Annotated in this window: 10 protein-coding genes; 6 read left to right on the top strand and 4 right to left on the bottom strand. The window is 62.9% G+C overall.

What is annotated here, in order from left to right; genetic code table 11:
• Nucleotides 1-142 precede the first annotated feature (142 nt).
• The 4 genes from AC1Q6I_RS08340 to AC1Q6I_RS08325 all read right to left on the bottom strand — a co-directional run bounded on the left by AC1Q6I_RS08340 (nucleotide 143) and on the right by AC1Q6I_RS08325 (nucleotide 5020).
• Nucleotides 143-784, bottom strand: coding sequence for a lysoplasmalogenase (locus tag AC1Q6I_RS08340; RefSeq protein WP_024073630.1), 642 nt, complete (start codon nucleotides 782-784; stop codon nucleotides 143-145).
• A gap of 1 nt (nucleotide 785) precedes the next feature.
• Nucleotides 786-1175: a protease inhibitor I42 family protein gene (locus tag AC1Q6I_RS08335; RefSeq protein ID WP_024073631.1), complete on the bottom strand. Its 390-nt coding sequence runs from the start codon at nucleotides 1173-1175 to the stop codon at nucleotides 786-788.
• Nucleotides 1176-1454: 279 nt separating this feature from the next.
• On the bottom strand, nucleotides 1455-3875 hold the full coding sequence (gene lon, locus AC1Q6I_RS08330) for an endopeptidase La (RefSeq protein ID WP_024073632.1): 2421 nt from the start codon (nucleotides 3873-3875) through the stop codon (nucleotides 1455-1457).
• Between the two features lie 155 nt (nucleotides 3876-4030).
• Nucleotides 4031-5020, bottom strand: coding sequence for a GntR family transcriptional regulator (locus AC1Q6I_RS08325; RefSeq protein ID WP_024073633.1), 990 nt, complete (start codon nucleotides 5018-5020; stop codon nucleotides 4031-4033).
• Between the two features lie 333 nt (nucleotides 5021-5353).
• Between AC1Q6I_RS08325 and AC1Q6I_RS08320 the strand changes: the two genes are divergently transcribed.
• From AC1Q6I_RS08320 to AC1Q6I_RS08295, 6 genes are all read left to right on the top strand, one after another.
• Nucleotides 5354-6685: an amidase gene (locus AC1Q6I_RS08320; protein ID WP_102625198.1), complete on the top strand. Its 1332-nt coding sequence runs from the start codon at nucleotides 5354-5356 to the stop codon at nucleotides 6683-6685.
• Between the two features lie 11 nt (nucleotides 6686-6696).
• Nucleotides 6697-7575, top strand: coding sequence for a polysaccharide deacetylase family protein (locus AC1Q6I_RS08315; protein WP_102625193.1), 879 nt, complete (start codon nucleotides 6697-6699; stop codon nucleotides 7573-7575).
• A 140-nt stretch (nucleotides 7576-7715) separates the two neighbouring features.
• Nucleotides 7716-9056 carry an MFS transporter gene (locus tag AC1Q6I_RS08310; protein ID WP_024073635.1) on the top strand — a complete coding sequence of 447 codons (1341 nt, stop codon included), beginning with the start codon at nucleotides 7716-7718 and terminating at the stop codon, nucleotides 9054-9056.
• 10 nt (nucleotides 9057-9066) lie between these two features.
• Nucleotides 9067-9828 carry an SDR family NAD(P)-dependent oxidoreductase gene (locus AC1Q6I_RS08305; RefSeq protein ID WP_102625192.1) on the top strand — a complete coding sequence of 254 codons (762 nt, stop codon included), beginning with the start codon at nucleotides 9067-9069 and terminating at the stop codon, nucleotides 9826-9828.
• Between the two features lie 345 nt (nucleotides 9829-10173).
• Nucleotides 10174-10923, top strand: a complete 750-nt coding sequence (locus AC1Q6I_RS08300) for an SDR family NAD(P)-dependent oxidoreductase (protein WP_024073637.1) — start codon at nucleotides 10174-10176, stop codon at nucleotides 10921-10923.
• Nucleotides 10924-10936: 13 nt separating this feature from the next.
• Nucleotides 10937-11239 carry a hypothetical protein gene (locus AC1Q6I_RS08295; protein WP_024073638.1) on the top strand — a complete coding sequence of 101 codons (303 nt, stop codon included), beginning with the start codon at nucleotides 10937-10939 and terminating at the stop codon, nucleotides 11237-11239.
• The last annotated feature ends 71 nt before the right edge of the window (nucleotides 11240-11310 follow it).

Raw genomic sequence — 11310 nt, 5'->3', positions numbered from 1 at the left:
GGTTGTTCCGGCGACGAGGGGGAAAGGCCGGCATTTTAGCCAAGTTGCTCATCGGATGCGCGGGTTGTCTGATTTGTGGTAATGAGCGGGCTTGTCGAATCGTCGCACCGCCCCCATCGGGCTGCGCAGCAGCCCCGGACTATCAAGGCCACCGCGGCTTCTGGGTGAATGCCGATGCGGTGATGCCCCACTGTCCCAGCCAGTAAGTCACGATCAATAAATAGGGCGCGGCCTCGAATGACACCACAAATCGATTGATACCGATCAGGGTGTCGGAAAACACAAACGACGCGGCCCCTGCCGCCGCCAATGCGGCTGAGCGCTTCGGCACCTCACTGCCCAGCCGGGCCAGCGCACGCCAGAGCATGGCGCTGATCACCAGCGCGTAAATCACCACGGGTATCAGCAAATCACCGAGGCCGTGGGCAATCAGAATGCTCAACAAGATCGCGCCCACAGCGAGTGCCAGTACCAGCGGCAGCAGTGCCAGGCGGCGGCAGTCGCTGAAATACGCCTTGAGGTATGCCAGGTGGGCAAACAGAAACGCGCCGAGGCCGAAGATAAAGAGATCGCCCGGCCATGCCAGCAGCACATCGCCGGCCAGGGAAAAAATCAGCCCAAGGCTGATCCAGCGTCGGTAGTCGGTCGGCGGTGCATCATGTAACCAGCCCAGCAGCGCCAGTACCGGCAATGGCTTGACCAGCAAGCAAAGCAGGGTGGCGTGGGTGCTCAGGCCATAGATAAAGGTACCGGCTCCCATCAGCGCAAGAATCAGCCATGGCATATCAGTTCACCGTGATGGCGCAGTCGAAGGTCTCGGCGGGTTCGGCTTCCGGTTCCCAGGGTTGCTGGGAGGTCAGGCGCAAACGTCCCTGGCCGGTGGCAAAGGCCTGGAAGCGCCAGGTGGACTGGCCGCCACCGCCGATCACGCCGGACTCTTTGCTGTTGTAGACCTCGGGGCTCAGGGCACGCAGCACGCCACCCGCCGAATCCTGGATTGCCCAGCGGTAGCCAGTAGTGGGGTTGCTCGGCAGGGTGAGGATCAGGTTTTGCCCAGGTTTAAGCTGGAGCGGGCAGGCGCTCTGTTCTTCCACGGTGACGTTTTGCTTGGGGGCACTGGCGCACGCGGCCAGCAGGGCAAGGCTCAAGGGGAGAAGCAGGCGGGCAGCAGTCATGGGGGCTCCGTTCATTCACGACGAAGGGCGAGCATAACCGAAGATGAGACAAGGTGTGACAAGAGGCAGCAGAGTGCCCTTTGTGGTGAGCACGCTTGTTGTGGTGGGCACGCTTGTTGTGGCGAGCAGGCTTGCCCTGCGTTGGGCTGCGAAGCAGCCCCTCTTAAAAAGACCCCATTCTTCCTGAAAGAATGGGGTCGTTGGTTTTGGGGCTGCTTCGCAGCCCAACGCAGGGCAAGCCTGCTCGCCACAGAGGCCAGCTCAGGGGCTAGAGGTTTATCAGAAGAGCACCTTCGCCACATCCGCAAAACGCTTGGCAAAGTGCACGGTCATCCCTTCCTTCAGATACTCCGGCAATTCCTCGAAACTGCCACGGTTCGGCTCCGGCAGGATCAGCTCGTGGATCTTCTGGCGCCGCGCCGCGATCACCTTCTCGCGCACCCCGCCAATCGGCAGCACATGCCCGGTCAGCGTCAGTTCACCGGTCATCGCCACGCCTTTTTTCGGCGGCTGGTTGCGCGCCAGCGACAGCAGCGCACTGGCCATGGTTACCCCAGCGCTTGGGCCGTCCTTCGGTGTGGCACCTTCCGGCACGTGCAGGTGCACGAAGGCTTCGTCGAAGAATTTCGGGTCGCCACCAAACGACTTCAGGTTGGAGCTGATGTAGCTGTAGGCGATTTCGGCGGACTCCTTCATCACATCACCCAACTGCCCGGTGAGCTTGAAGCCGCGGTTCAGCGTGTGGATGCGCGTCGCCTCGATGGGCAGGGTCGCGCCGCCCATGCTGGTCCAGGCCAGGCCGGTGATCACGCCGGTGCCGGACAGCACTTGCTCGTTGCGGAACACCGGCATGCCCAAGGAGGCCTCCAGGTCCTTGTTGCCGATCTTGATCACCGAGTTTGGCTCATCCAGCAGCTTGACCACGGCCTTGCGTACCAGTTTGCCCAGCTGTTTCTCCAACTGGCGCACGCCGGCCTCGCGGGCATAACCGTCGATCAAGGCGCGCAGGGCGCCGTCGCTGATGGACAGGCTGGTTTTCGCTACGCCGGCTTTTTCCAGCTGTTTGGGCCACAGGTGGCGCTTGGCGATGGCGACTTTTTCTTCGGTGATATAGCCCGACAGGCGAATCACTTCCATGCGGTCCAGCAACGGCCCGGGGATCGAGTCCAGGGTGTTGGCGGTACACACGAACAGCACTTTGGACAGGTCCAGGCGCAGGTCGAGGTAATGGTCGAGGAATTCGACGTTCTGCTCCGGGTCGAGGGTTTCCAGCAGCGCCGAGGCCGGGTCGCCCTGGAAGCTTTGGCCCATCTTGTCGATCTCGTCGAGCATGATCACCGGGTTCATCACTTCCACGTCTTTCAACGCCTGCACCAGCTTGCCCGGCAGGGCGCCGATGTAGGTGCGGCGATGGCCCTTGATCTCGGCCTCGTCGCGCATGCCGCCGACACTGAAGCGATAGAACGGCCGGCCCAGGGACTCGGCGATGGATTTACCCACGCTGGTCTTGCCCACGCCCGGCGGGCCCACCAGCAGCACGATGGAGCCGGAGACCTCGCCTTTGTAGGCGCCCACGGCGAGGAACTCGAGGATACGGCTCTTGATGTCATCCAGCCCCGCGTGGTGCTTGTCGAGCACCTTGCGCGCGTGTTTCAGGTCCAGCTTGTCCTCGCCGTACACGCCCCACGGCACCGAGGTGGCCCAATCCAGGTAGTTGCGTGTGACCGCGTACTCCGGTGAACCGGTTTCGAGGATCGACAGTTTGTTCAGTTCTTCATCAATGCGCTTTTGCGCCTGGGCCGGCAGCACCTTGCCTTCCAGCCGTTGCTCGAATTGTTCGACGTCCGCGCTGCGGTCGTCCTTGGTCAGCCCCAGTTCCTGCTGGATGACCTTGAGTTGTTCCTTGAGGAAGAACTCGCGCTGGTGCTCGCCGATCTTGCGGTTCACCTCGGCGGAGATTTCCTTTTGCAGGCGCGCGACTTCGACTTCCTTGCGCAGCATCGGCAGCACTTTTTCCATGCGCTTGAGCATGGGCACGCAGTCCAGCACTTCCTGCAACTCGTTACCGGTGGCCGAGGTCAGCGCGGCGGCGAAGTCGGTCAGCGGCGACGGGTCGTTGGGGCTGAAGCGGTTGAGGTAGTTCTTCAACTCTTCGCTGTACAGCGGGTTGAGTGGCAACAGTTCCTTGATCGCATTGATCAGCGCCATGCCATAGGCCTTGACCTCATCGGTCGGCTCGGTGGGCTGGTGCGGGTATTCGACTTCCACCAGATACGGCGGGCGGTGGTGCTTGAGCCAGGTGCGAATCCTCACGCGGGTCAGGCCCTGGGCGACGAATTGCAACTTGCCGTTCTCACGGCTGGCGTGGTGCACCTTCACCAGGGTGCCGTACAGCGGCAGGGCGGAGGTGTCGAAGTGCCGTGGGTCTTCCGGCGGGGTGTCCATGAAGAACAGGGCCAGGGAGTGGTGATCGGATTTGCTCACCAGTTCCAGGGTTTCGGCCCACGGCTCTTCATTGACGATCACCGGCAGCACTTGCGCGGGGAAGAACGGGCGGTTGTGGATCGGGATGATGTAGACCTTGTCCGGCAGGTTTTGCCCAGGCAGCGCCAGGCCGGTGTTGGTCGAATGGGATTCAGCGTTTTCGGGGTCGGCGTAATCTTGGAGGTCGATATCCGGCAATTCTTGCTGGTCGCTCATGGGGCACCTGCATAAGTAAGTATGCAGGTTAGATGGGGCGGGTCAGTGGTGGTTTCAATGGCGGGGGCGAGATAGCAACATATTGCATGAAATTACTGCGGCGGCTTGGTCAATGGGAGGGGGAAAGCCCCCTCCCACATTGGGTTCGTGTTGAGTCAGCTGATTTTGTGCAGGTAGACGGGGAGTGGCTGTTCGGGAAGTACCGACAGCACCTTCAAGCGCTGCAACATCCGCTGCCGCGCCCGTTGCAAATGCTCACGCAGGTTCAACGCCGCCGCATCGAATGCGCCATGCAGCAGCAGCTCCAAAATCAAGCGATGTTCGGCGAGCATTGCCGGATCCGCGCCGATCCCCAGCAACCGATAGAAAATCCGGCTGATGATCATCGGGCTCTGGCCCTGGCGAATCAGCGCGGCGATCTTGCGGTTTTGCAGGCCGGCGAGGCAGCGCTGGTGCAGGTCCTCTTCGATCTGCTCGATAGCTTCCAGGCTGCATTGCGGGCTGTCCTGAGCGTCCAGCACGCGTTGCAACATGGCTTCGAGCACCTCGCGGTCGAGGTTGGGCGCGCTCTGGCGCAGGGCTTCGGGTTCCAGGCAGGCGCGCAGTTCGTAGTCTTCGGTGACTTCGCGGGCGGTCAGTGGCCCGGCCAGCCATTGCGAGTAGGGCTCTTTTTCCACCAGGCCACGGTCGCGCAGGCGCATCAGCGCTTCACGCACCACTGCGCGGCTGACGCCGTAGTGGTCGGCGGCGGCCTGTTCGTCCAGGCGGTAATGGCCGAAGGCGATGCAGGTGGAGAGTGCCGCGCCGATTTCCTCGACGATGCGCTCGCCCAGCGGCCGTGTGTCCACCAACTCATCGTCGCCGTTCAGGCCCAGGTGCGCATGGCTCAGGGGCAGGCGCAGCGGCTCCAGGTCCAGCCCCTCGGGGTTGATCAGGTAGCCTCGGCCATTGAAGCGGCAGATCAGCCCCTCGGCATGCAGCAGGTCCAGCGCCTTGCGCACGGGCACGCGGCTGGTGCCGAACAATTCGGCCAGCGGCGCTTCCAGCAGCACCAGGCCATGACGGGCGGTGCCATTGACGATTGCATCACGCAACACCTGGTGAATCATGGCGTACCGGGAGGCCGAGGCGGACACTGCTTTCATCGATTTCTCAAGGGCGTGTAGGACGATGGCCGGGGATTCTCTCATAGATGGGTCTGTCACTCTGCGCCACATCAAGGGCACTTTTTTGGGGCCTTGCCTGTAGGAATGTTACTTTTTGCACCAAAATGTACTTATTAATAAAATATACGTTATTGGGTTAAGGGTTCGCGCCTAAAAGGTGAACCCTTTTTTTTGCCGTGTCGAAAGCATCTATACCGCAGCTCTGGACGAAAAAACCGAATCGCTCTCGCTCACGCACGCACAGACTGGCACGAAAGCTGCCTTTGTAAAATGTACATTTTATTAATATGTACGTTTATGAGGTTCATGCTGATGTCAGACGCCACTTCACTGGCCGAGGATTTCGCCAGCGGTCGCAGCGACCCGGTGCAAGCGCTCGAACAGGCACTCGATCAAGCGAGCCAGTCGGCGGCTGTGTTTATCTGCCTGACCGCCGAACGTGCCCGTCGCGAAGCCGAAGCCGCCGCCGCGCGCTGGCGTGCCGGCCAGCCCTTGAGTGTATTCGACGGCGTGCCCCTGGCCTGGAAAGACCTGTTCGACGTGGCCGGCAGCATCACCACCGCCGGTGCTGCGTACCGGCGTCATGCGCCGGCCGCTTTGCTCGATGCGCCGAGCGTGGGCCTGCTGTGCCGCGCCGGCATGGTCAGCGTGGGCAAGACCAACCTCAGTGAGCTGGCCTATTCCGGGCTCGGCCTGAACCCGCATTTCGGCACCCCGCATAACCCCCATGGGCGGGATCAGCCGCGTATTCCCGGTGGCTCGTCTTCGGGGTCGGCGGTGGCTGTCGCCGCCGGCATCGTGCCGATCGCCATGGGCACCGACACGGCGGGTTCCATCCGCATCCCCGCGGCCCTCAACGGCCTGGTGGGGTACCGCAGCAGCAGCCGACGCTACAGCCGCGACGGGGTGTTCCCCCTGGCGCACACCCTCGACAGCCTGGGCCCGTTGACCCGCAGCGTGCGCGATGCGTTGGTCATCGACGACCTGCTCCATGGTCGCATTTCCACCCACCGCGTCCGCAGCCTCAAGGGCCAGCGCTTTGTACTGGAACAGGGCCTGCTGGCCGACGTTGAACCTGCCGTGCGCAATAACCTGCTGCGCGGGGTGGAACGCTTGAAGGCCGAGGGCGCGTTGGTCGAGATGCGCCCCTGCGCCACCTTCCAGGCCACCTTGGCACTGATCCAACAGCAAGGCTGGCTTGGCGCCTTCGAAGCCTTCGCCCTGCATGAAACCCTGCTCGACAGCGCCGACGCCGAACAGCTCGACCCGCGCGTACGCCGCCGCCTCGAAGCCGCGCGTTCGCTGCCGGCCAGCCGGTTGATCCACCTGATCGAGGCCCGTCAGCGCCTGCAACAACAACTGATCGATGACCTCGACGGCGCCCTGCTGATCACCCCCACCGTTGCCCATGTCGCCCCGGCATTGGCAGCGCTGGAAGCCGATGACGACCTGTTCGTCAGCACCAACCTCGCCACCCTGCGCCTGACCATGCCCGGCAGTTTGCTGGACATGCCCGGCGTGACCTTGCCCAGCGGCCATGATGCCCAGGGCCTGCCCACCGGGTTGCTGCTCAGCGCCCCGGCGGGGGAAGACGCACGCCTGTTGCGCGCGGCGTTGTCCGTCGAATCCCAACTGACTATCTAAGGAGACACCCCATGGCTAAAGACATCCTCTGTGCATTTGGCGTCGACGTTGACGCCGTCGCCGGCTGGCTCGGTTCCTACGGCGGCGAAGATTCGCCCGACGACATCTCCCGTGGCCTGTTCGCTGGCGAAATCGGCGCGCCACGCCTGCTCAAACTGTTTGAACGCTACGGCCTGCGCACCACCTGGTTTATCCCGGGCCATTCGATGGAAACCTTCCCTGAGCAGATGAAAGCCGTGGCCGACGCCGGGCATGAAATCGGCGTGCACGGCTACAGCCATGAAAACCCGATCGCGATGACCGCCGAGCAGGAAGAAATCGTGCTGGACAAGTCCATCGAACTGATCACCCAGGTCACCGGCAAACGCCCTACCGGCTACGTCGCTCCGTGGTGGGAATTCAGCAAGGTCACCAACGAGCTGCTGCTGAAAAAAGGCATCAAGTACGACCACAGCCTGATGCACAACGACTTCCATCCCTACTACGTGCGCAAGGGGGATACCTGGACCAAGATCGACTACAGCCAGCACCCCGACACCTGGATGAAACCCTTGGTGCGTGGCGAAGAAACCGACCTGGTGGAGATCCCGGCCAACTGGTACCTCGATGACCTGCCGCCGATGATGTTCATCAAGAAAGCCCCCAACAGCCACGGCTTCGTCAACCCGCGTCACCTCGAAGAAATGTGGCGCGACCAGTTCGACTGGGTCTACCGCGAACACGAATACGCGGTGTTCACCATGACCATCCACCCCGATGTGTCTGGCCGCCCGCAAGTGCTGTTGATGCTGGAGCGCTTGATCGAACACATCCAGAGCCATGCCGGCGTGCGCTTCGTCACCTTCGACGAAATCGCCGACGACTTTATCCGCCGCCAACCGCGTACCTGACCCCAACCCTGTAGGAGCGAGCTTGCTCGCGAAAAGCCTGAGAGCACTGCGTGCATTCAGGATGCCCGCGTCATCGTTGACGATTTTCGCGAGCAAGCACGCTCCTACAGAAAGCCCACTCCATCTCCCGAGGCGCGATTATGTCCATCTACAACAAGCTTGACCTGACTGGCTGGAAACCCCGGCAACTGACGTCTCAGGAAGTGCGCTTCGCCACCTGGATCGCGTTTTTCGCCTGGGTGTTTGCGGTGTACGACTTCATCCTGTTCGGCACCTTGCTGCCGGAAATCGGCCGGCATTTTGGCTGGGGTGAGGTGGAACAAGCTGAAATCGCGACCTGGGTGGCGGTGGGGACCGCCGTGGTCGCCCTGGCCATCGGGCCAATCGTCGACAAGCTGGGGCGCCGCAAAGGCATCATCTTCACCGTGGCCGGCTCCGCGCTCTGCTCGGCGCTGACCGCCATCGGTGGGGCATGGGGCAAGTCGCCGCTGATCCTGATCCGTTCGCTGGGCGGCCTGGGGTATGCCGAGGAAACCGTCAACGCCACCTATTTGACCGAGCTGTATGGCGCGTCAGAAGACCCGCGACTGACCAAGCGCCGCGGCTTCATCTACAGCCTGGTGCAGGGCGGCTGGCCGGTCGGTGCACTGATCGCCGCAGGTTTGACCGCGCTGTTGCTGCCGGTTATCGGTTGGCAGGGCTGCTTTATCTTCGCCGCGATCCCGGCGGTGGTGATTGCGATCATGGCGCGCAAGCTCAAGGAGAGCCCGCAGTTCCAGATCCACCAGCGCATCAGCGAGTTGCGCAGAAGTGGCGCGGTGAGCGAGGCACAGAATGTCGCCGTGACCTACGGCGTGGATTACGACGAACACAGCAAGGCCGGCCTCAAGGCCGCATTCCGTGGCCCGGCCCGTCGCGCCACCTTGGTGATCGGCGCCGCGCTGTTGCTCAACTGGGCGGCGATCCAGGTGTTCAGCGTGCTCGGCACGTCGGTGATTGTCAGCGTGCACCACATCTCGTTCGAGAACTCGCTGATCATCCTGGTGCTGTCGAACCTGGTGGGTTACTGCGGCTACCTCAGCCACGGCTGGATGGGCGACAAGATCGGCCGCCGTAACGTGATCGGCCTGGGCTGGATGCTCGGCGGCCTGTCGTTTGCCGGGATGCTGTTTGGCCCGAGCAACATGGCGATGGTGGTCGGGCTGTACAGCCTGGGCCTGTTCTTCCTGATCGGGCCGTACTCGGCGGCGTTGTTCTTTATCAGTGAAAGTTTCCCCACCAGCATCCGTGCCACCGGTGGCGCGATCATCCATGCGATGGGCCCGATTGGTGCCGTGGTCGCCGGGTTTGGCGCTACCCAGGTGTTGTCCGCCGGCAGCGATTGGCAGACCGCCGCGCTGTGGTTCGGTGCGGTGCCGTGCTTTTTGTCTGGCGTCCTGATGTTTGCCGCGCGCCATGTGCGCCCGGAAACCGTTCAGTAAGGAGTGATTGATGAGCCGTAAAGTTGCCTTGATTACCGGTGCCGCCAGCGGCATCGGCCAAGCCCTCGCGGTGGCCTATGCGCGCTGCGGCGTGGCGGTGGTGGGTGGGTATTACCCGGCCGACCCCCATGACCCGCACACCACGGTGTCCCTCGTGGAAAACGCCGCTGGTGAATGCTTGATGCTGCCGCTGGACGTGGGCGATAGCGCCTCGGTAGACGCGTTGGCCGCCCAGGCGGTGCAGCATTTTGGTCGCCTCGACTACGCGGTCGCCAACGCCGGCTTGCTGCGTCGCGCACCGCTGTTGGAGATGACGGATGCGCTGTGGGACGAGATGCTCAATGTCGACCTGACGGGGGTGATGCGCACCTTTCGCGCGGCGACGCGGCATATGAAGGAAGGCGGCGCGCTGGTGGCGATTTCGTCGATAGCCGGCGGCGTCTATGGCTGGCAGGAGCACAGCCATTACGCGGCGGCCAAGGCCGGTGTGCCGGGGTTGTGCCGGTCGCTGGCGGTGGAGCTGGCGCCGTTGGGCATTCGTTGCAATGCGGTGATTCCGGGGTTGATCGAGACGCCGCAGTCGCTGGATGCGAAGAACTCCCTGGGGCCGGAGGGCCTGGCCAAGGCGGCGCGCGCGATTCCGTTGGGTCGGGTGGGGAGGGCGGATGAAGTGGCCTCGCTGGTGCAGTTTTTGACCAGTGATGCGTCGAGCTATCTGACCGGACAGAGCATCGTCATCGACGGTGGCCTGACTGTGCGCTGGCCTGACTGATGTACTCGATCCAAAGGTGGGAGGGGGCAAGCCTCCCTCTGATCGAGCATAAATAAGGATTAAATCTTTTCATTAATCGACCGAATTTTTGTGGCGAGCAGGCTGTTGTGCAATCGGGCTGTTCTGGTGAGCGGGCTGTTGTGGCAATCGGGCTGTTGTGGCGAGCGGGCTTGTCCCGCGTTGGGCCGCGAAGCGGCCCCTGACAAAGACACCTGCGCTGTGTCAGGTACGCCTCAGAGCCTGGTTTTGGGGCCGCTTCGCGGCCCAACGCGGGACAAGCCCGCTCGCCACAGAGGTAGTGGGAGCTCCCACATTGAAACTGTGTTTGATTCAGGAGAATTACCTATGCCCCAACTCACCCATCGCCGCGCCGTGATCACCGGCGCCGGCAGCGGCATCGGTGCCGCCATCGCCCGCGCCTACGCGGCTGAAGGCGCACGCCTGCTGCTGGCCGACCGTAATGCCGCCAGCCTTGCCGAAACCGCCATCGCCTGTCGCAACCTCGGTGCCGAGGTCTTCGAATGCCTGGCCGATGTCGGCACTGTCGAAGGCGCCCAGGCCAGTGTCGACCGTTGTGTCGAACACTTCGGCGGCATCGATATCCTGGTCAACAACGCCGGTATGCTCACCCAGGCGCGTTGCGTCGATCTCTCGATCGAGATGTGGAACGACATGTTGCGCGTTGACCTCACCAGCGTGTTCGTCGCCAGCCAGCGTGCCTTGCCGCATATGCTGGCGCAGCGTTGGGGGCGGATCATCAACGTCGCCTCGCAACTGGGCATCAAGGGCGGCGCCGAACTGACTCACTACGCCGCCGCCAAGGCCGGGGTGATCGGCTTTACCAAATCCCTGGCCCTGGAAGTGGCCAAGGACAATGTGCTGGTCAACGCCATCGCTCCCGGCCCGATCGAGACGCCGTTAGTGGGCGGTATCAGCGACGATTGGAAGCGCGCCAAGGCCAAGGAACTGCCCTTGGGGCGCTTCGGCCTGGCGGACGAAGTGGCGCCCACCGCCGTGCTGCTGGCCAGTGAACCGGGTGGCAACCTGTTCGTCGGCCAGACCCTGGGCCCAAACTCCGGCGACGTGATGCCATGAGCGGGCGATAACCATGTGCGGACTCTGCGGACTGCTCGGCGAAGACCTGCACTGGAGCGACCCCCTGGGCGACGAACTGCCCCGGCGCCGAGAACGCCTGCGCCGGATCGCCGCGATCAACCAGGTACTGGCGGCGTTCCGGCTCAAGGTCGAAGACTTTCAGGGGGCGTCCTACCTGCTGCTGGGCGCTACCGGTAAACAGGCACTGGCCAGCGGGCTGGATCAACTCTGGCAGGCGGCCGAAACCATGCTCGGTCGCCCGCTGGATCCCCTCGACCCCCAACTGCTCGATCACTTGGAAAACAGCCCCCTGTAGGAGCGAGCTTGCTCGCGAAAAACGTCAACGATAACGCGTGTTTTCTGAATGAACGCGGCGCCTGTGAGTTT

The sequence above is a fragment of the Pseudomonas sp. MPR-R2A5 genome, assembly GCF_058793055.1.
Note: the sequence above shows the minus strand (reverse complement) of the source record. Positions and strands in the feature narration are given on the sequence as shown.

Excerpts from the sequence above, each read along its gene's own strand:
- AC1Q6I_RS08310 (WP_024073635.1), top strand. The coding sequence starts at position 7,716 with ATGTCCATCTACAACAAGCTTGACCTGACTGGCTGGAAACCCCGGCAA.
- AC1Q6I_RS08315 (WP_102625193.1), top strand. The coding sequence starts at position 6,697 with ATGGCTAAAGACATCCTCTGTGCATTTGGCGTCGACGTTGACGCCGTC.
- AC1Q6I_RS08300 (WP_024073637.1), top strand. The coding sequence starts at position 10,174 with ATGCCCCAACTCACCCATCGCCGCGCCGTGATCACCGGCGCCGGCAGC.
- AC1Q6I_RS08335 (WP_024073631.1), bottom strand. The coding sequence starts at position 1,175 with ATGACTGCTGCCCGCCTGCTTCTCCCCTTGAGCCTTGCCCTGCTGGCC.
- AC1Q6I_RS08305 (WP_102625192.1), top strand. The coding sequence starts at position 9,067 with ATGAGCCGTAAAGTTGCCTTGATTACCGGTGCCGCCAGCGGCATCGGC.
- AC1Q6I_RS08325 (WP_024073633.1), bottom strand. The coding sequence starts at position 5,020 with ATGAAAGCAGTGTCCGCCTCGGCCTCCCGGTACGCCATGATTCACCAG.
- AC1Q6I_RS08320 (WP_102625198.1), top strand. The coding sequence starts at position 5,354 with ATGTCAGACGCCACTTCACTGGCCGAGGATTTCGCCAGCGGTCGCAGC.
- lon (WP_024073632.1), bottom strand. The coding sequence starts at position 3,875 with ATGAGCGACCAGCAAGAATTGCCGGATATCGACCTCCAAGATTACGCC.
- AC1Q6I_RS08295 (WP_024073638.1), top strand. The coding sequence starts at position 10,937 with ATGTGCGGACTCTGCGGACTGCTCGGCGAAGACCTGCACTGGAGCGAC.
- AC1Q6I_RS08340 (WP_024073630.1), bottom strand. The coding sequence starts at position 784 with ATGCCATGGCTGATTCTTGCGCTGATGGGAGCCGGTACCTTTATCTAT.